Source organism: Planococcus sp. FY231025, from assembly GCF_052078085.1.
GTDB lineage: Bacteria > Bacillota > Bacilli > Bacillales_A > Planococcaceae > Planococcus.
Window position 1 is genome coordinate 71,657 of sequence record NZ_JBQJJG010000003.1, and the last position, 20,034, is coordinate 91,690.

Consider the following 20,034-nt stretch of genomic DNA (forward strand, 5'->3'; position numbering starts at 1 on the left):
ACTAAGGAGGCGTTTAGAATGTCATTTGAATGGAATAAAGAAGAAGCGCTCAATTTATTGAAAGAGTTGGCGGAGATTCCTAGCCCTTCTGGATATACGATGGAGATCATGAAAACCATTAAAAAACATTTGGGCAATTGGAACGTCGAGTTTAAAACCACCAAAAAAGGGGCAGTCATCGCGACCATTCCTGGAAAAGACACAAGCCGGCACCGGCTGTTGACTGCTCATGTCGATACGCTCGGAGCCATGGTCAAAGAGGTCAAATCTTCTGGCCGCCTGAAATTGTCGCTGGTCGGCGGGTTCAAATTCAACGCCATCGAAGGCGAGAATTGTTTGATACATAAAGCGGACGGCACTACCGCAACCGGCACCATCCTGATGCATCAGACCACAGTCCATGTTTATAAAGACGCCGGAACTGCAGACCGGGACGAAAACAATATGGAAGTGCGCTTGGATGAAAAAGTATTCTCAGCGGATGAAGTGCGCGCGTTAGGCATCGAGGTGGGCGATTTTGTATCGTTTTCGCCACGCTACGAAGCGACCGCTTCCGGCTTCATCAAATCCCGCCATCTGGATGATAAAGCCAGCACGGCGCTGCTCTTGCAGTTGGCAAAGAACTTGAGCGAAACCGGCGAGGAACTGCCGCACACAACGCATTTCTATATTTCCAACAACGAGGAAATCGGCTATGGCGGCAATTCCAATATTCCCGAAGAGACGGTGGAATATATTGCGGTGGATATGGGAGCGATCGGCGACGGTCAGTCTTCGGATGAATACACCGTGTCCATATGCGCCAAAGATTCCAGCGGGCCTTACCATTACGGATTGACCCGCCACCTGATCGCACTCGCGAATGAAAACAGCATCGATTATAAAGTAGACATTTATCCGTATTACGGTTCGGATGCTTCAGCGGCGATCAGCGCCGGCCACGATGTCAAACATGCCTTATTCGGCCCGGGCATCGAAGCATCCCACTCGTATGAACGGACACATACTGATTCATTGAAGGCAGCGGCAGCATTGCTCCATGCATATGTCCTGTCTCCGCTAGTTACAGAGTAGGAGGATTTTCATGAACACAAAATTATTATTCGAAAATGTTCCTTATAACAGCATCATCGGTTCATTGCCGGAAACCGTCAGCAGCATCACCATGGATTCCCGTGAAGCGTTGCAAGGATCATTGTTCGTTTGCATCAAAGGCTATACCGTCGACGGGCATGATTTTGCCGCTCAGGCAGCTGAACAAGGGGCGTCGCTTATCGTTTCGGAAAGGCCGCTGATTGTGGGGGACACGCCTGTTGTTCTTGTAGAAGACACCGACCGCGCGCTTGGTCTGCTCGCGGCGAAATTTTATGAGTACCCGTCGAAAAGTTTGCATATGATCGGGGTGACCGGCACAAACGGCAAAACAAGCGTTGCCGGGATGCTGCATTCAATGCTGATGGAACTTGGGGAAAAATCTGCGTTGTCCGGCACCATCGGGTTCAATTTGAACGGCGAGCTGCACCAGTCGGCCAATACGACGAGCGACGCGCTAACGACCCAGCAAATGATTGCGCGGGCAAAAGAAGAAGGCTGCAGCCATATGACCATGGAAGTCTCATCCCATGGCTTAGTGCTTGGCAGGCTTGCCGGCGTGGAATTCAAGACGGCAGTCTTTACGAATTTGACGCATGACCACTTGGATTTCCATGGCACGATGGAAGAATACGGCCACGCAAAAGGCTTGCTGTTTTCGCAGCTAGGCCAAGACCTGCAAGCCAAAAAGCAGGCGGTTCTAAATGCCGATGACCCTTGGTCGAAGCGCTATGCTGACATGACTTCCCATCCGGTCTTTACCTACGGAGTGGAGATGCCCGCCCAGTTCAAAGCGGAACGGATTGAACTGGGGCACAGCGGCACGAAGTTCACGCTGGTTTGCCCACAGGGTGAGTTCGATGTCTCGATGAAGCTTCTAGGCAGCTTTAACGTTTCAAATGCGCTGGCAGCCATCACCGCGCTTTATGCGGAAGGCTATCCGCTCGAAGGGGTCATTGCCGCATTATCGCGCATCGAACCGGTGGAAGGGCGCATGCAGAAAGTCGAGCTGGAAGCGCCGATATCGATTTTCATCGATTATGCCCATACACCCGATGCGATTGAAAAAGCGATAGACGCCGTTGCGGACTTCAAGACAAACCGCATCATTTTCCTCGTCGGAACGGGCGGAAACCGGGATAAGACCAAGCGGCCGATTATGGCGGAAAAAGCATCGGTTGCCGATTACGTCGTCTTGACGACGGATGATCCGCGGGATGAAGCATACGACAGCATCTTGCGCGACCTCCAATCCGGCATGAAGCACAAGGAGTTTTCCTGCATCGGAGACCGGGCGGAAGCAGTGAGGCACGCCGTCCAGCAAGCAGAGCCGGGCGACATCATCATTCTGGCGGGCAAAGGACATGAAGATTACCAAATCATCGGTTCGACCAAATATCCGCATAGCGACAAGGATATCGCCATCGAAGAAACCATAAAGAAATTTATGTGAAAAGAAGCCTAGAGAGGCTTCTTTTTTCTTGGCGGCCTGTTGAAAATTCTTGTCTTTTCGGGCCCCCTTCTCTAATATGGGAAGAGTAGAATTAAAGGAGCGTATAATGATGCCAGACCAATTAAAAGAAGAAATCCAAAATAGAAGAACCTTTGCAATCATCTCCCACCCGGATGCCGGGAAAACGACATTGACAGAAAAACTTTTGCTGTTCGGCGGGGCGATCCGCGATGCCGGTACGGTAAAAGGCAAGAAAAGCGGCAAGTTCGCAACATCCGACTGGATGGAAATCGAGAAGCAGCGCGGTATCTCCGTAACGTCTTCCGTTATGCAGTTTGACTATGACGGGCACCGCGTCAACATCCTGGATACTCCCGGGCACCAGGACTTCAGTGAAGATACCTACCGGACGCTGATGGCTGTCGACAGTGCCGTCATGATCATCGACGTGGCCAAGGGAATCGAAGCCCAGACAGTGAAATTGTTCAAAGTCTGTAAAATGCGCGGGATTCCGATTTTCACGTTCATCAATAAAATGGACCGCCAAGGTAAAGAGCCGCTTGAATTGATGGAAGAGTTGGAAGAAGTGCTCGGCATCCAGTCGTATGCCATGAACTGGCCGATCGGCATGGGGAAAGAATTCCTCGGCATTTACGACCGTTTCAACAAACGCATCGAACCTTTCCGTTCTGAAGGCGACCGCTTCATGCCTTTGGACGAAAATGGCCGGCTTGCCGGTGAGCATGATATGACCAAAACTTCGTATTATACCCAAGCGCTTGAGGATATTGATCTGCTCGACGAAGCTGGCAATGACTTTTCGATTGAACAGGTGAAAAAAGGCGAATTGACGCCTGTATTCTTCGGCAGTGCGCTCGCAAACTTCGGCGTAGAGACTTTCCTGGAAACATATCTCCAGTTTGCGCCGCCGCCACAGCCGCGGCTGACGCAGGAATCAGAATTGATCGATCCTTTGGAAATGCCGTTTTCCGGTTTCATTTTCAAAATCCAGGCAAATATGAATCCTGCCCACCGGGACCGCATCGCATTCGTGCGCATTGTTTCCGGGAAATTTGAAAAAGGCATGAACGTGTCGTTGGCGAGGACAGGAAAATCCTTCAAGCTGACGCAGACCACACAATTCCTTGCCGATGACCGCGAAATGGTCAGTGAGGCTGTTGCCGGAGATATAATCGGCCTGCACGATGTCGGCAACTACCAAATCGGAGACACCATCACGAGCGGGAAGAAATTCCAGTTCGAGAATCTGCCGCAGTTCACCCCGGAACTTTTTGTTAAAGTGACTGCGAAAAACGTCATGAAGCAGAAGCACTTCCATAAAGGGATCCTGCAGCTTGTGCAGGAAGGCGCAATCCAGTATTACAAAACCCTTCATTTGGAAGAAGTGATTCTCGGGGCGGTCGGACAGCTTCAGTTTGAAGTGTTCGAACACCGGATGAAAAACGAATACAACGTTGAAGTCCGCATGGAGCCGATCGGCAATAAGATTGCCCGGTGGATCGAAAACGAAGAAGATGTCAAAGAGTCGATGTCGAGCGGGCGCTCAATGCTTGTGAAGGACCGTTATGACAACCTTGTGTTCCTGTTTGAGAATGAATTTGCTACCCGCTGGTTCCAGGATAAAAATCCGGAAATCAAGCTTTATAGCCTTCTATAAAACCAGACCCGCTTCGGCGGGTTTTTTTGTCCAAATTATGCAAAAGGACTCGTTCTGAACGGGAAATGGCTGTGAAAAGGGTCATTAAAGTTTGCGGTTCCATTTGATTTTTTCTATGATAAAAGCACGAGATAAAGAGAGGGTTTGGAGCAAATGAAATTAAGCGATTTTTCCATAAAGCGTCCGGTTTTTACCATCGTCATCATGTTTCTTGTCATTCTGTTAGGGGCGGTATCATTCTTTAAAATTCCGGTCACATTGATTCCGGAGTTGAATCCGCCCGTCGGCGTCGTGGTGACAAACTACCCGGGTGCAAGCCCTACTGAAGTCAGTGAAAAAGTGACCAAGCCGCTGGAAGCGAATCTTGCAACGCTTCCGGGAATTGAATCACTCCAATCTTCTTCCGAAGAAGGATCGAATTTCATCCTGCTGGAATTTGACTGGTCCACCGACATGAACGATGTCCAGACGGATATCATGCAGCGGATTGACCAGACCCCGATTCCGGAAGATTCCAACCGGCCGCAGTTTTTCAAGTTCGATCCGGCTCAGTTTCCCGTCATCCAGCTGGCAGTCCGTGCAGCTGAAGGCGGAGAAGATGTCCGCATCCTGGCAGAAGAACTTGAAAAAGAGCTTCTTCAGACAGAAGGGGTGGCCAGCGTCAATATTTCCGGATCATTGACCGAAGAAATCATCATTTCGCTTGACCAGGAAAAATTGGTTGAAGAAGGCCTCCAGCTTTCCGATATCGTCCAGCTGATCCAAGCGAACAATGTTTCGATGCCCGGCGAACCCATCCAGACTGAGGACGGCCGCCAGCTGACGACGCGCATTGTGTCTTCGCTCGCAAGTGTCGATGAAATCCGTGACCTGGTAGTGACGGTGAATCCGCTTGAAGGTGAAAATATTACGGTTGGCGATGTCGCCCAAGTGGAACTCGGCGAACAGGAACAAAGCAGTGAGACACGGGCCAATGAAGAGCCGGCCGTTTTGCTGTCGGCGCTGCAGGAATCGGGTGCCAATACAGCCGAAGTTTCAAGCGCGTTCCAGTCGAAATTGGAAGAGCTCTTGGAGGAAGAACGGTTTGAAGGCGTCGAGACAGATGTCCTTTTTGACCAAGGGGATTATGTCCGACTGGCAGTCGGCAATATCGGGCAAACGCTCGTTTACGGCGGAATCTTTGCCATGCTGGTGCTGTTTTTCTTCCTGCGCGGCATCAAGAGTCCGATCATTATCGGCGTGGCAATACCGTATTCCGTCATTGTAACGTTCGTCCTGATGTATTTTGCCGATTTTGCGTTGAATATCATGACGCTGGGCGCATTGGCGCTCGGAATCGGGATGCTCGTCGATAATGCCATCGTCGTCATAGAAAATATAGAGCGCCATCTGGCCATGGGCAAAAATCCGAAGCAAGCCGCATCTGAAGGGACAAAAGAAGTGGCCGGAGCGATCACCGCTTCGACTTTGACGACCGTTGCGGTTTTCGTTCCGGTCGTGTTCATCACCGGATTGATCGGGGAGATTTTCTTTGAATTCGCTGTAACAATTTCGTTCAGTTTGTTTGCCAGCTTGTCTGTCGCTTTGACGGTGATTCCGATGCTTGCTTCACGCATGCTGGATAAGCCAAAAGGCAATCTTGAAGCCCGGCGGCGCCGTTCAAAAGGCATGAAGAATTTTGAACGATCCGTCGCTTGGGCGTTGGCCCACCGCTTCGTTGTTCTTATGACCGCATTGGTCCTTCTCGGAGTCGGCATCTTCGGTGCGCTGCGGGTCGGAACTGAATTCCTGCCTGCGACCGATGAAGGGTTCGTCAGTGTATCGATTGCCCTCGAAACCGGTTCATCTCTTGAAGCGACAAATGAAGTAGTTGATTCGATCGAAGAGGAATTGAAGAAAGAGGATGACATCGATGTATTTGTCAGCCTGGTCGGCAGCACCCAGCAAGGCCAAGCTCAGGGGACGACCCAGACGAATATAGCAGAGCTTTATATTAAAATGATTCCGCTAGATGAACGGGAACGTTCAGTGTTCGAATTCGTAGATGATGTCCAGCCGGGAATCATCGAGAAAATCGGCGAGAAGGCGGAGGTCAGCTTCAATTTGCAGACAGCGGCGGGCTCTTCGCCGAATACATTGTCCTTCACGGTCACCGACACTGACAAAGCGCGGCTTGATGAAGCGATCGGGCGCATCAGTTCCGAGCTTCGTGCATTGCCTGCGGTAACGGAACTGACGAATGACCGGGAAGAGACCATCGATGAAATCCAGCTGCGTGTCGATCGGGAGGCGGCTACGGAAAATGGGCTGCCGCCCGCGCAAATTGCCCAAACGGTCAATAATCTGACACGCGGCGTCTTGACGACGCAAGTGCTGACGGAAGAGGATGAAGTCCTGACCGTTTTCACAGAGCTTGATCCTGTCTTCAGGGACAATGTCGATAAATTGCGCGCCCTTCAATTGCGTACGCCCTCCGGACAGTTTGTCGAACTCCAGGACCTCGCTGAAATTGAAGTGTCCCAAGGGCCGGCCGATATCAAGCGGGTTGACCAAGCTGACAGCGTAGCGTATACGCTTCAGCACCGTTCCGATGTCACATTGGGCGACATGTCGGACGAGGTGGATGCTGCACTGGAGAGCCTCAATTTGGACGATGGCACCCAGATCACCTTCGGCGGGGACCGTGAGTTGTTTGAGAATGCCATCAATGACATGATGCTTGCCGTCATTCTGGCGGTCGTACTGGTTTATATCGTAATGGCTGCGCAGTTCGAATCGTTCAAGTATCCATTCGTCATCATGTTCACAGTACCGCTCATGGCTATCGGCGTCTCGATTGCCTGGTTCATTACAGGAACTCCAATCAGCATCACAGCCGTTATCGGGCTGCTTGTCCTGGTCGGGATCGTTGTCAACAACGGGATTGTCCTGGTGGACTACATCAACCAGAGGAAAGCTGCAGGCATGGATTCGTACGATGCAATCGTGACTTCCGTCCGGGACCGTCTGCGGCCGATCCTCATGACCGCACTGACGACCATCCTCGGCCTCTTGCCGCTGGCTTTGGGGATTGGTGAAGGGACGGAAATCAACCAGCCGATGGGAATCACTGTTATCGGCGGCTTGATCAGTTCCACATTCCTATCGTTGTATATCGTGCCGATTGTCTATAGTTTATTCGACCGAAAGACGAGAAGATTGTCCGAAAGATGAGCCATTGGCTCATCTTTTTCTTTTGTGAATTTTGTTGGAATATTATGTATAATGAACAAAAGGGGTGTTTAATGATGAAAGAAAGCATTTTTACCGGTTTTCCTGGCTTTATCGCGAGCCAGCTGATCCGGCGGTCGATTGCAGAGGGATCTTCCGTTTCAGCGGTCGTATTGCCAAGCGAGATGGAAAAGGCGCAAAAAGAAGCAGAAAAAATTCAAGGAGAGACCGGTAGCCCGATACGGCTAATGGCCGGCGATATAACAAAAAGCGGTTTAGGTCTTAGTGCTGTGGATTCCGCGTTTATCCATGAACAGGAAAGCGTCGTCTTCTGGCATCTTGCAGCCATCTATGATTTGGCTGTGCCGCGTGATATCGCCTGGAAAGTGAATGTAGAAGGGACGGGGCATGTCAATGATTTTATCGAGACGATCTCCGGCTTGCAGCGATATATGTATTTCAGCACAGCTTATGTAGCGGGAAAAAGGGAAGGGACGCTTTACGAAAATGAACTGATCCGCCCAAACGAATTCAAGAATTTTTATGAAGAAACAAAGTATGAAGCGGAAGTGCTAGTGGATGGGCTCAAGAGCAAAGTGCCGTTGACGATCATCCGTCCGGGCATTGTACGAGGTGATTCCAGAACAGGGGAAACGATAAAGTTCGACGGCCCTTACTTTTTCCTGAACATGATTGACCGGGTGCGCAAGTTGCCTTTTATCCCTTATTTGGGGAGTTCGGTTTCGTTCATCAATGTAGTCCCGATCGATTATATTTTAGATGCGAGCATGTATGTCAGCTCGCTGCCTGGAGCTGCAGGAAAGACGCTCCATTTGACGGATCCGAAGCCCCACCCAGTTGAGGAAGTATACCGCAAGATGGTAACGGAAATGACAGGGAAACTACCCAAATCCCGCTTGCCTCATAAAGCGGCAGAGATTTCATTGTCAGTTCCTGCGATCCGTAAATTTTTAGGGGTCGAAAAAGAAACTTTGGATTACCTGACCTGGCAGGCGTCTTTCGATACCTCCACGGCCCAAGAGCTGCTTAGGGGAAGCGGCATCCGATGCGCTGATTTTCTGGAATCGATGCCGGTGATGGTCCGTTTCTACGAAGAACATAAAAAGAACAAAAAATACCATATTGCCATACGCTAATGTTTTACTTCGATAGAAATAATGCTATAATAACAATACAACTCAATACACTTTGACTTTCAGTCAAGGGGGAGTAGCTGTAGGGAAACCTATTTCATAATCGTCAATACATGGTTAGTAACCATCGGTTATGATAGCGATTTTAATTGCTTAGCGAGACCTTTGCCTTTTATTAGGCAGGGGTCTTTTTTGCTGGCAAAAATTAGGAGGAGAAAGAATGGAAGCAGTTTTATTGGAGTACGCTTGGGTCCTGCTAGTACTAGTCGGGCTTGAAGGATTGCTCGCTGCGGATAACGCAGTCGTAATGGCCGTCATGGTCAAACACTTGCCGAAGGAACAACAGAAGAAAGCATTGTTCTACGGATTGCTTGGAGCCTTTGTGTTCCGTTTTGCAGCATTGTTCATGATTACTCTGCTCGTCAATATCTGGCAGATACAAGCATTGGGAGCGGCATATCTATTGTTCATCTCGATAAAGAGCATTTATGATCAGCGAAAAGGCGACAGCGATCATATTCTTGATGATAAAGGCGAAAAAGTAGAGAAAAAAGGTTCTGGTTTCTGGATGACAGTTTTGAAAGTCGAATTAGCAGATATTGCGTTTGCCATCGACTCGATGCTGGCAGCTGTAGCACTTGCTGTAACCTTGCCGCATTTGAATGTATTCGGAATGGACGACATTGGCGGCATCAACTCCGGACAGTTCTTCGTCATGCTGGCCGGCGGTTTGATAGGTGTCATCATCATGCGTTTCGCGGCCCATAAATTTGTTCAGTTGCTGGAGAAATACCCGCAGCTCGAAACAGCAGCATTCGTTATCGTCGGATGGGTAGGGGTCAAACTCCTTGTCATGACATTATCTCACGAAAATGTCCATGTCTTGCCGCACGATTTCCCGCACTCGACTCCTTGGACATTGACCTTCTGGACAGTGCTCATCGGTATCGTTGTAGTTGGAGCACTTCTGGGAGTACGCCAGAATAAAAAAGAAGAAGAAACAGAGTAAAAATGAAGCTCCCTTTGGGGGCTTCATTTTTTTTATGAAAGAATTTGGAAATACGGACATAAAACGCGCTTGAAGGCCGAATACCTATAAAGTAATATCTTTTATACCTTTTCTTTTACAATTTCTGCCGTTACAATCAGATGTAGCAAGAAGTTGAGAAGAGGTGAACGGTGTGTTAATTGCTGCATTGAGTGGCTTATTCGGTCGGAATGAAAAGTATTCAGCAGAAGATTTGGCTTTGCTTGCCCAACAAGGCGACGCTAATGCGTTGAATAACCTGCTCCATTCCTACGCACCGTTCATGAAAAAAGCTGCTTCCCAAGTCTGCAAACGGTACATAGACGACCATGACGATGAATTCAGCATTGCGATGTCAGCTTTTCACGAAGCGGTGAAAAGCTATGAAAAGGGCAAAAACGCCTCGTTTCTGACATTTGCCCATATGATCATCCGCAGGCGGATCATCGATTTTATCCGCAAGGAAAGCCAGCGCAACGAATTCAGCCACCCGTTCAATTCCGTTTTTGAGGAAGAAGAGGGGAATGGGTGGATCGAAGATTCAGAAGCTATCAAGAGTTTTACCATAGAACAGCAGACAGTAATGCGCAGAGAAGAAATCGCTATATATGAAGAAATGCTTTCTTCCTTTGACTTGAGTTTCGAGACATTGGTGAAAGTTTCCCCGGGGCATGAAGATTCCCGGAAATCCTGCATGCAAATTGCCTTGCTTGTTGCTGAGACGGATGAGTATTTGGAGTATTTGATGGAAAAGAAGAAGCTGCCGATTAAAGAGATTGAAAAAATGGTGGATGTTTCCCGTAAGACCATTGAACGGAACCGGAAATTTATAATTGCGGTTGCCCTATTGATCAATAGTGAGCTGCATTATTTAAAAGATTATTTAAAGGAGCGGTTGATTTGATGAAAATGCAAAAAGGCATATGCGTTAAAAAGAATAATAGCCGCTCCATTTTCCTCTTGGAGGATGGCCGTTTCTTGGAAGGGAAGCCGGTCAACGCAACGGAAGTCGGCGAAGAAGGATATTTTGAACCCGCTTCCCGCGGCTTTGCCATGCACTGGGCGAAACTTGTTGCCCCTGCTGTTGCATTGGCTGCGGTATTGATGCTCCTGTTCTCGACAATGATGCCGTCAGAAGAAGCGTATGCCTATATCCAATTGGAAGCGAATCCCGGAATCGAGCTTGGGATTGATGAAGACATTGAAGTGATTTCAGTCAGGCACTTGAACAATGATGGGAAGAGGATGATCGAGAAGCTGGGCGATTGGGAGGGCGAGTCCCTGGATGAAATCCTGGCACGTTCGATCGACCTGGCTGCCGGTTCGACAACAGAAGAAGTGACCATCACCACGGTTCCCGGTGAAGTCGCGGGAGCGGAAAAATTGCCCGTCGAGCAAGCAGTACTGGCGGTAGCAGTGGCAGCTGTTAAGAAAAATGTCGACATCCATCTGAAAAAAGCGACGCATCAACAATGGAAAAAATCAATCCAGGAAAATGTGCCGGTCGGCCAAAAAGTGCAGAATTTCACGCCTGTGGCTGTGGAAGAAAACACAGGGACGCTGAAGACAAAAGGTTTTGGTGCACCTACCGGACATGTCCATCCAGAGGACTCCAAGCCTGCCGTACCGCCTGGACAACAGAAAAAAGCGGATGCTGAAGTGAAAAAGGATAAGAAAACTGTGCCGCCTGGACAGCAGAAAAAATCGGATGGCAGTGTGAACGCAAATCCGGTGAATCCGCCAAAGCAGGAAAAAAAGGCAGACCCGCCAAAACAGGAGCAAAAAGCGAATCCTCCTGCAGCAGGGAAAAAAGTACAAACCCCTGCCAAGGCAGCTCCACAGGCTGCAGAACCGAAAGCGAAAAAAGCAGCGCCGAAAGTTAAAACAGAAGCGGAAAAAACAAAGCCAAAAGCTGAAAAAACCGCACCTCCCGTTAAGGAAAAGAAAGTGCAGCCGCCCAAGAAAGAAAAGAAAGTAAAACCGCCGGAAACAAAGAAAAAAACGCCGGTACAGGGAACTACGAAAAATCGTAAAACTCCTGAGCAGAAGAAAAAACTCAATGATTCACAAAAAAAGAACAGCAACAGCAAAAAAGGGCAGAAGTGATATTTCTGCCCTTTTTTCATTGGATTTCGAAAGAAATGGAATTGCCCCTTTCTTTTTACATTTTCTTTTCATAGAATAAGTAGAGAACAGAAGGCCGAAAGGAAATGAGCTCCATGAACCAATCTTTTCAAAAGATCCGCAATCTAACACCAGCGCAAGCAATTGTCTCTTATTATTTTGTCGCAATTGCTATTTCCTTTTTGCTTTTGAGGCTTCCTAAAGTGCATCAGACCGGCGTAGAATTATCTTTCATCGATACTTTATTCACTGCAATCAGTGCAGTCAGTGTCACGGGGCTGACTGTTATCAACGTATCAGAAACTTACACCGTGTTCGGAATCGTCATGCTGATGGTCATCCTTCAGCTGGGCGGAATCGGCATCATGTCAATCGGCACCTTTTTCTGGCTTCTGATCGGCAAGCGGATTGGACTGCGTGAACGGCAGCTGATCATGGCCGACCACAACCAGTTCAATATGTCGGGTGTCGTAAAATTGATTCGAGACATTATAAAAATTCTTTTGCTGATTGAACTGGTAGGGGCTATCATCCTGACCATTTACTTTACCCAATACTACGATACATTTAGTGAAGCGCTGCTGCATGGAGTGTTTGCTTCGATTTCTGCAACCACGAATGGCGGATTCGACATCACAGGCAACTCGCTGGCACCTTATTTCAACGATTATTTCGTTCAGATCATCAATATGATCCTCATCATTCTTGGTGCCATCGGTTTTCCGGTGCTGATCGAATTGAAAGAGTTCCTGTCGAACAAAAACAAGAATTTCCGGTTTTCGCTGTTCACGAAAATTACGACGTCTACGTTCGGAATTCTGCTGCTGATCGGCACCGTCGGGAATTTGGCGCTGGAAAGCACCAATTCAATGAAAGGCATGTCCTGGCATGAGAAATTTTTTGCTTCGCTGTTCCACTCGGTTTCCTCGCGTTCAGGGGGATTAACGACAATGGATATCACCGCTTTTAGCGAAGCGACAGAAGTATTCCTGAGCGCCCTTATGTTCATCGGTGCTTCCCCAAGCTCGGTGGGGGGCGGCATCCGGACGACGACCTTTGCGATAGCGGTCCTGTTCTTGATCAATTTTGCCCGAGGCAAGAACAGCATCCAGATTTTCAGCCGGGAAATCGAGCTGATCGATGTATTTCGGGCGTTTGCCGTCATCATTTTGGCAGGCTTTATGGTTCTTGCCGCTACGATGGCTTTGATCATTTCCGAACCGCATGCTTCGGCAGTCGCCATCCTTTTTGAAATCACCTCGGCATTTGGAACGTGCGGGATGTCGCTCGGCATAACGGATGATCTTTCAAGCTTCGGCAAAGTCGTCATTATGATGTTGATGTTCATCGGTCGGGTGGGATTGATTTCGTTCCTGTTCACCATAGGCGGAAAGACGGATCCGACTAAATTCCATTACCCGAAAGAGCGTGTAATCATCGGATAAGCGGCCAAATCCTGTACCGAATGAGAAGGTCCGCATCGGCTCGGCATGGCCCTCGTGCCGCCCCTAAATGGCCGGCTGGCATCAATAATCGTTCATTTTAAAGATGGACAATCAATCTTTTGTGCCTTTTTCATTCAAAAGGACTATAATTGAAAATAGCAGATCTTTAATTTGGAAATGAGTGGATACTATGAACGAAGATATCAAACAATCGCTGAAGCTTTTTATTGTGCTGTCCCGCGCCCATAAAGCGATCACGGAACAGACCAATCATTTTTTTCAGGCCCACGGCATCAATCCGACTGAATTTGCGGTGCTGGAGCTTCTTTACCATAAAGGGAAGCAGCCCCTGCAAAAAATCGGCGGAAAAATTCTTTTGGCCAGCGGTTCGATCACTTATGTTATCGATAAACTGGAAAAGCGGGGATTCATTACGCGCGTCAATTGCCCGACCGACCGCAGAGTAACATATGCGGAAATTTCAGCAGACGGCAAAGAATTTATGGGCAAAATCTTTCCGGAGCATGAACAGAACCTGCATGAATTGACGAATGCGCTGACCCCGGAAGAGAAAGACCAGGCCATCGAATTGATGAAAAAACTGGGGCTTTCCATCAAAGATTTATCTTATTGAAAAAAAGAGTGAAAAAGAGGCATGCAGGAATTTTTCCTGCATGCCTCTTTTTGTTATTCTTTCGGTTCGATGGTCTTGGCCATGTCAATAAAGTCTTCGGTCGCCGTAGCTTCTGTACTGTCAAAAATGGTAAGGCGTGCAATGATGTCCTCTTTTTCGAAAACGATGCCGGTCACTTTGCCTTCAGTTGATGGGACCTCATAAGCAGCCGAATTCAAGAATGCAGCCCCTTCAGGACCAGCTGTTTCTGAAGCTTCCGCATCAGGATTTGAAGCTTGTACGGTCTCTTTCATGACAGCGACTGCCTGATCAAACGATATGTCTTCTTTAGGGAAAGTCTCGATGCGCATGAACACACCGGAGTCTTCAGAAAGGAAAAGCGAATCCTTTCCGGGTTCTTCTGAAGTCAATTCATAGCCCCGGACAATCTTGATTTGGTAAGGCTGTTCATCGCTTGGCGTTAACGTGCCTTCCGTTTCCGCTTTTGAAGGTTCTTCCGTTGTCGTTTCAGCAGGTTCTTCTGAAGATTCTTCAGCTTCCTCAGTGTCTTTTGTCGCTGCAGGTTCTTCAGGTGCCTCAGTTTCTTCAGCCGGCTCTTCAGGCGTTTCAGTCTCCGCAGCCGGCGTTTCTTCCGCAGTTTGTTCACCTGCTGTCGAGTTGTTATCTTCTTTCGATGTTTCAGCAGTACCGCAAGCGGCCAGAACAGCGCCGGCGGAAAATAGGATTGCCGCTAAAAATAAATTCTTTTTCATAATATTACCTCCCTTTCCTTTAGTTGACGCACAACTAGCTTAACACGTTTCATTTCATCCCGATAAGGGCTTAATTAAAAATAGCAGAACAATCATCACCAAATGCGCAACAATCAGAAGGGGCATGCTTCTTTTCCATTCATAAAGGAAGCCGAGGACAATGCCTGCTGCTATTGCAGCGAAGATGCCGGGAACAAATCCTCCCAATCCCAAAGCAAGCCCGAACAGCACGGAGGAGGCCAAAACAGCCTTGGGGCCGGACATGTACTTTTTCAATTTCTGCTGGATGTAGCCTCGCCAGAAAATCTCTTCTCCAGGAACAATCACGAACATCAAGAGCAGGAAATGCCAGATTGTTGACGGGGCATACGTTTCGAGGAAACGGTTGACTGAACTTCCGGCATCGAACGGCAGGAACCGGAAGGCCTGGTAGCCGCCAGCGATGATTGCATAGATCAGCGTTCCATAGCCCAAGCCATAGATGAGCGATTTCCAAGTCGGCATTTCATCATAAATTCTGATGAACAACATGGAAAAAGACATGAGGACCAGGAGGGAAAAAGTATACATATACCAAAACGTCGCAGAATTCTGGAACGCAAGAAAATACAATCCGAATGCAATAGGCAAGAGTATAGCCAAATGATGTCCTTTGAAAAAATTCAACATGGAAATCCTCCTAAAAATAAACCGCGGGTTGATTTTCAGCAAAAAATCGTACTGTTCAACTTCTTATCGTTCTGTATAATTGAAGTTAATGGCATTTCTCTGGAAGGTTCAGGAAAAAGAAATGGCTGCTCCAATGGAACTGATTAATTTCATCTTTTACCCAGTATAGCAGAACAAACAAGGGGAATCGAAAGCGAAAGGAGGAAGCGGCTATGGACGATTATAACTCGATGCTCGAACAACTGAAGCAAGGAGAAATCCCATCGATTACGGTGCAGAAAGAGGATTTTCTGGAATTCCGGAACATCTTGGTAAAGCGGGAAGACTTCAAGCATTTCAGGGGTGCGGCTTATCATCACGGAGTCACAATCTATACTTATACAGAAGAGCCATCCAAATAAGCATGCTCACTAAAAGAAGCCAGGGGGAACGTTATGGAGAAATTGAACGTGACAAGAAGGCATTTGAACCAAATGGTAGTTGGCAGGGAGAAAGAGCTGGATTTTATGTTGATTGCATTGCTGCAGGAAGGGCACGTCCTTTTGGAAAGTGTGCCGGGTTCCGGGAAAACGTGGATGGCTAAGGCATTTGCCGGGTCTTTCAGCGGGAATTTCGAGCGGCTGCAGTTTACGCCCGACGTTTTGCCGTCTGATGTGACCGGCATCCGTTTCTTCAATCCGAAGCTCCAGGAATTTGAATTGCGCCCAGGGGCTGTCCTGACCAATCTGCTGCTGGCAGATGAGATCAACCGGGCGACGCCGAGGACCCAGTCCAGTTTGCTTGAAGCCATGGAGGAGAAGCAGGCCACAATAGACGGAGAAACACTTCTTTTGCCGGATCCTTTTATCGTCATAGCCACGCAGAACCCGGTCGAATCCCAGCAAGGGACATTTCCGCTGCCGGCGGCCCAATTGGACAGGTTTTTGTTTCGATTGAAAATCGGCTATCCCGATTATGAGGAAGAATTGAAGATTGTCCGCGAATTCCGGGATAATGCCTCACATAAAAAAGAAATACATGCCGTCGCCTCAATCGAAGAAGTCCAGGAATGGGCGAAAGCGGCCAAGCGCGTGGAAGTGCATGAGGATATTGAAAAGTACATCATCGAATTGGTGCGGGCTACGCGGAATCATCCGTTGATCGAAATGGGTCTGAGTTCTCGGGCAGCTCTTGCACTTGTCCACGCAGCACAAGGCAGGGCTTTTTTGGAAGGCCGCAGCTATACGACGCCGGATGATGTGAAATACATACTCGAACCGGTCGCGCTTCACCGGCTGCTGCTGACAGCGGAAGGAATGCTCGTTACAGAACCCGAAAATGTGCTGAAGGAAATCAGTGAGTCTATACCATCTCCTGTCGAGGCGCTTTAAAATGCACTGGATCCGCCATGAATACAATGATGCAAAAACAAAAGCCGTCATCGGAATGCTGGCCGTCTTTTTGTTCATTTCCTTTATTTTCCTTCAATTTGCCGCAGCCGGTGTGATCACCTTTGCGCTGGCCATTGCCATGCTGCAATGGCAATATGCAAAGCATGCCGGCAACAGACTCCAATTTTCAAACCGCCTGAACCGTAAGCGCGTATTAAATGGCGGCGAATCGGAGTGGCAGCTCGATTTCGAAAACAGGGGAATGCCGATCTGGGGCGGAAATCTGAAAATCTGGTTCCAGGACGCTGTGACGCCCGCAAGCGGCGGGCTGACCAATTATACCGGCCTGGTGGAAATGGACGTTCCGTTCACCATCGGGTTCCGGGAAAAACTGTCTTTGAAGATTCCTGTAACGGGGAGCGGGAGAGGATTGGCGAGGCTGAAGAAAATGGAATTGACCGTCCCGCTTCTTTTCGGGGAAGGCGAAGCGGTTATTGAATACCGGGAAACGCTTCTTCAAGAACTGCTGGTGTATCCGAAGATCCATCCCAAACCGTTCACTTATTCACCGTCGCTGCAAAAGCCCGGCCATTTCAATTTGAACCATTCGCTCTTTAGCGATCCATTCCAGCCCATAGGAACCCGGGAATACGCGCCAACCGACCAATTCCAGCATATCCACTGGAAAGCGAGTGCGCGCATGCAAAGTTTCCAAACCAAAATATTCTCGCCGGTAGCAAACGAGTCGATGCTGTTCATGCTGGATGTAGCCGCATTTTATGGAACCATCCCGAACCTGGAAGCGCGCATCGAAGAACTGGCATCTTATGTGGATAGCTGCTTCAAAGAAAGTATCCCGTTTGCACTGGCGATCAACATCCGGTCAGCAGGAGCAATGCCTTACTTGTTCTTGCCGGCAGGTGACGGACAGGTGCACCGTCAGCGGGCGCTTGAATTGCTCGCCCTTATCTCGAAAAACCATTCAACGCTCCCATTCCGTTCCATGGCGGCTCATCTCGATATGCATATTGAATTGCCATTGACTACTTTTCTCTTGGCCGAAGATCTAAAAGGCATGGAAAAAGTGGTTGCATCCTGGAGCAGAAGGACCCAATTGAAGGTCATCGCCAGCCCGAAAGGAAGTGGAATTGCATGATGCCACGCTTCTCCTCTTCCGGAAGATTTTTGTTCGATGCTTTTTCCGTATCGTTGGTGCTTGTGATTTTTGACAACGGAACGGCTCAGCCATTGGCATTCCTTTGGCTCGGCTCCAGCTTTTTAATGGCAGGAGCTGCATTTTTGGCGTTCTGGAAATTCCCTTATCATTCAGGTTCGGCGGCGGCAATCGTTCTTGCAAGTATGGTACCCGCTCTCTTTCTGGGCATGCCACTTTGGCTTTCGGCAATCCTCGCGGCATTGGCGGTGTATCTGCTCCATGCCCGTTTCGCAGAATGGGATGCTGATGCCGGGCAAGACGGCAACACGCTGCTCTTATGGGTTCTGGTCTATTTGGCAGTTCTTTTCATTGATCTGCTTTCCGCTGACCGCGGCGCGGCAGGAGAAGCGAATGCCATCATCCTGGCAGCTTTCAGTTTTTACGTCCTGTTCCATTTGGCGCACAGGTTCCTTCATGGACGTACTGCTGGGGCAAAACTGTGGCAGCCGGCAGTTGCGGGAGCGGCGGTTTTATCGGCAGCCGCCGCCGCGGCCCTTGCCGTTTATTGGATCGGCCCCGCTGCCCGCAATTTCGCCGGCACTGCAGCCGGCTGGCTCCTGCAGGGAGTTCTTTGGCCATTTGCGCCGCTGATGGAAAAAGCAGCCGATTATTTTTCGGGCTTGTCCTCGACGCAGGAAGCGCAAGAAACATTTGCCAAGTTGCAGACTTCCGAAGCCCCTGAAGAGCTGCAGCAGGCAGCAGCGGACTATTCACCGTCCGAGTTTCCGGTCGAGCTGTTCTTCGGCGCCGGAGCGGTCCTTATCATTCTGCTTCTGTTCTTTTATATGCGCCGCACAAAACCGGCTCTGCAAACGGAAATGCCTGCCTCTCCGGCAGAGGAGATCCGCTTTTCGTCAATCGGGACCGAGGAAGCTGTCCAAGCTTCGGAAAAGGTCCGCTACTCGGAAATGCCGCTCGAAATCATCCGGCAATCCTATCACCTTTTCGAACAAGAAGCACAGTCCGCCGGTTTGGGCAGAAATCCGCACGAGACGGTGAAGGAATGGATGAACCGGATGGAGTGGCCGGCATCGGCCTCATTCTTCCGGACATACGAAAAGGTCCGCTATGGGTCAGGGACGGTTGCTGAAAAGGACGCAATTCCGTTTCTGGAAGAAATAAAAAAAATAAAAGCAGAATATTTTCATTTAGAGGTTTAAGCAGGCTTTTTGAAGGGGATAGTATACTTGAACACAGCAACATTCTCATTTCCCCCTTTTGTGGTCGGTCCGGATAACGGATCGGCTTCTTTTTTTGGGGCTTTTTAAATTCCTGTGAATTGACAGAAGATTTTTGCTAAACTATAGATATGCAAAGAAAGGGAGGATGCAATAATGGAAATCGGATTTATCGGAACAGGGGTAATGGGCAATAGCCTTGTTAAACATCTGCTGAATGCAGGGCATGATGTCGCCATCTACACTCGCACGGCCAAAAAAGCGGAGAACCTGGTCGCCATGGGAGCAGAATTGATGGAGTCTCCCAAAGAGGTCGCACAAAACTCACAGGTCCTTTTTACGATGGTAGGATATCCAACAGATGTAGAAGAGGTTTATTTTGGGGAAACCGGCATCCTGGACCATGCGAAAGCCGGAACTGTTTTGATCGATTTGACGACATCAAAGCCGGAATTGGCGGAGCGGATCTATGAGGCAGCCGCCCAAAACGGCTTGAAAGCGCTGGACGCTCCAGTTTCCGGAGGCGATATCGGTGCACAGAAAGGTACATTGTCCATCATGGTGGGCGGTGACGAGGAAACCTTCAACGAAGCACTGCCCCTGTTTGAACTTCTTGGGGAAAATATCGTCTTTCAAGGAGCGGCCGGTGCCGGGCAGCACACCAAGATGTGCAACCAGATCACCATCGCCTCCAACATGATCGGAGTTTGCGAATCGCTCATCTATGCGAAAAAAGCCGGTCTGGATCCCGAACAGGTGCTGCGGTCGATTTCTTCTGGTGCGGCAGGATCCTGGTCGTTGTCGAATCTGGCGCCGCGCATGATCAAAGGGGATTTTGCTCCAGGGTTTTACATAAAGCATTTTATCAAGGACATGAAAATAGCGGCGGAGGAAGCGGTCCGGATGGGCCTTGACTTGCCGGGGCTGAAACTGTCGCTCAGCATGTACGAAGAGCTTGCTTCGTCGGGCCATAGTGAAAGCGGCACACAGGCGCTTATCCATTATTACGGGAAATAGAAAATCCGGGGACGG

The 20,034-nt window shown here is 49.0% G+C and carries 17 protein-coding genes; 15 read left to right on the forward strand and 2 right to left on the reverse strand.

Translation table 11 applies throughout. The features are described 5' to 3' along the window. The first annotated feature begins 18 nt into the window (after positions 1-18). The 10 genes from ACTL32_RS02650 (at position 19) to ACTL32_RS02695 (ending at position 13,817) form a co-directional block, all read left to right on the forward strand. Entirely contained in the window at positions 19-1,074 is a 1,056-nt protein-coding gene (locus tag ACTL32_RS02650) for a M42 family metallopeptidase (protein WP_441340026.1), read from the forward strand. Between the two features lie 10 nt (positions 1,075-1,084). Continuing rightward, positions 1,085-2,545, forward strand: coding sequence for a UDP-N-acetylmuramoyl-L-alanyl-D-glutamate--2,6-diaminopimelate ligase (locus ACTL32_RS02655; protein ID WP_441340027.1), 1,461 nt, complete (start codon positions 1,085-1,087; stop codon positions 2,543-2,545). A gap of 109 nt (positions 2,546-2,654) precedes the next feature. Next, the gene (locus tag ACTL32_RS02660; RefSeq protein ID WP_441340028.1) at positions 2,655-4,223 is read left to right on the forward strand and encodes a peptide chain release factor 3; all 1,569 of its coding nucleotides are present in this window, start codon (positions 2,655-2,657) and stop codon (positions 4,221-4,223) included. A gap of 153 nt (positions 4,224-4,376) precedes the next feature. Continuing rightward, the gene (locus ACTL32_RS02665) at positions 4,377-7,436 is read left to right on the forward strand and encodes an efflux RND transporter permease subunit (protein ID WP_441340029.1); all 3,060 of its coding nucleotides are present in this window, start codon (positions 4,377-4,379) and stop codon (positions 7,434-7,436) included. Between the two features lie 74 nt (positions 7,437-7,510). Continuing rightward, the gene (locus ACTL32_RS02670) at positions 7,511-8,590 is read left to right on the forward strand and encodes an SDR family oxidoreductase (protein WP_441340030.1); all 1,080 of its coding nucleotides are present in this window, start codon (positions 7,511-7,513) and stop codon (positions 8,588-8,590) included. A gap of 217 nt (positions 8,591-8,807) precedes the next feature. Next, entirely contained in the window at positions 8,808-9,596 is a 789-nt protein-coding gene (locus tag ACTL32_RS02675; RefSeq protein WP_441340031.1) for a TerC family protein, read from the forward strand. A 172-nt stretch (positions 9,597-9,768) separates the two neighbouring features. Beyond that, complete coding sequence (gene sigI, locus ACTL32_RS02680) at positions 9,769-10,518, forward strand: RNA polymerase sigma-I factor (RefSeq protein WP_441340032.1); 750 nt, start codon at positions 9,769-9,771, stop codon at positions 10,516-10,518. Beyond that, the gene (locus tag ACTL32_RS02685; RefSeq protein WP_441340131.1) at positions 10,518-11,720 is read left to right on the forward strand and encodes an anti-sigma-I factor RsgI family protein; all 1,203 of its coding nucleotides are present in this window, start codon (positions 10,518-10,520) and stop codon (positions 11,718-11,720) included. Before sigI ends, ACTL32_RS02685 begins: the two co-directional genes overlap by 1 nt. A 113-nt stretch (positions 11,721-11,833) precedes the next feature. Then, positions 11,834-13,183 carry a TrkH family potassium uptake protein gene (locus tag ACTL32_RS02690; protein WP_441340033.1) on the forward strand — a complete coding sequence of 450 codons (1,350 nt, stop codon included), beginning with the start codon at positions 11,834-11,836 and terminating at the stop codon, positions 13,181-13,183. A 190-nt stretch (positions 13,184-13,373) separates the two neighbouring features. Next, a complete protein-coding gene (locus tag ACTL32_RS02695; protein ID WP_204892660.1) occupies positions 13,374-13,817 on the forward strand; it encodes a MarR family winged helix-turn-helix transcriptional regulator in 444 nt (147 codons plus the stop codon). Positions 13,818-13,870: 53 nt separating this feature from the next. Here ACTL32_RS02695 and ACTL32_RS02700 read toward each other — a convergent pair whose 3' ends face one another. Continuing rightward, entirely contained in the window at positions 13,871-14,569 is a 699-nt protein-coding gene (locus ACTL32_RS02700; RefSeq protein WP_441340034.1) for a hypothetical protein, read from the reverse strand. Positions 14,570-14,623: 54 nt separating this feature from the next. Next, the gene (locus ACTL32_RS02705) at positions 14,624-15,238 is read right to left on the reverse strand and encodes a CPBP family intramembrane glutamic endopeptidase (protein ID WP_441340035.1); all 615 of its coding nucleotides are present in this window, start codon (positions 15,236-15,238) and stop codon (positions 14,624-14,626) included. Positions 15,239-15,450: 212 nt separating this feature from the next. Here ACTL32_RS02705 and ACTL32_RS02710 point away from each other — a divergent pair, with 212 nt between their 5' ends. From ACTL32_RS02710 to ACTL32_RS02730, 5 genes are all read left to right on the forward strand, one after another. Beyond that, positions 15,451-15,639 carry a hypothetical protein gene (locus ACTL32_RS02710; protein WP_441340036.1) on the forward strand — a complete coding sequence of 63 codons (189 nt, stop codon included), beginning with the start codon at positions 15,451-15,453 and terminating at the stop codon, positions 15,637-15,639. Between the two features lie 33 nt (positions 15,640-15,672). Next, entirely contained in the window at positions 15,673-16,608 is a 936-nt protein-coding gene (locus ACTL32_RS02715) for an AAA family ATPase (RefSeq protein ID WP_441340037.1), read from the forward strand. Then, a complete protein-coding gene (locus ACTL32_RS02720) occupies positions 16,574-17,764 on the forward strand; it encodes a DUF58 domain-containing protein (RefSeq protein ID WP_441340038.1) in 1,191 nt (396 codons plus the stop codon). Before ACTL32_RS02715 ends, ACTL32_RS02720 begins: the two co-directional genes overlap by 35 nt. After that, entirely contained in the window at positions 17,761-18,984 is a 1,224-nt protein-coding gene (locus tag ACTL32_RS02725; RefSeq protein ID WP_441340039.1) for a hypothetical protein, read from the forward strand. The genes ACTL32_RS02720 and ACTL32_RS02725 overlap by 4 nt, the downstream gene beginning before the upstream one ends. Before the next feature lie 171 nt (positions 18,985-19,155). Then, positions 19,156-20,019 (forward strand): NAD(P)-dependent oxidoreductase, encoded by an 864-nt coding sequence (locus ACTL32_RS02730; RefSeq protein WP_441340132.1) that lies wholly within the window; start codon positions 19,156-19,158, stop codon positions 20,017-20,019. Positions 20,020-20,034: the final 15 nt, after the last annotated feature.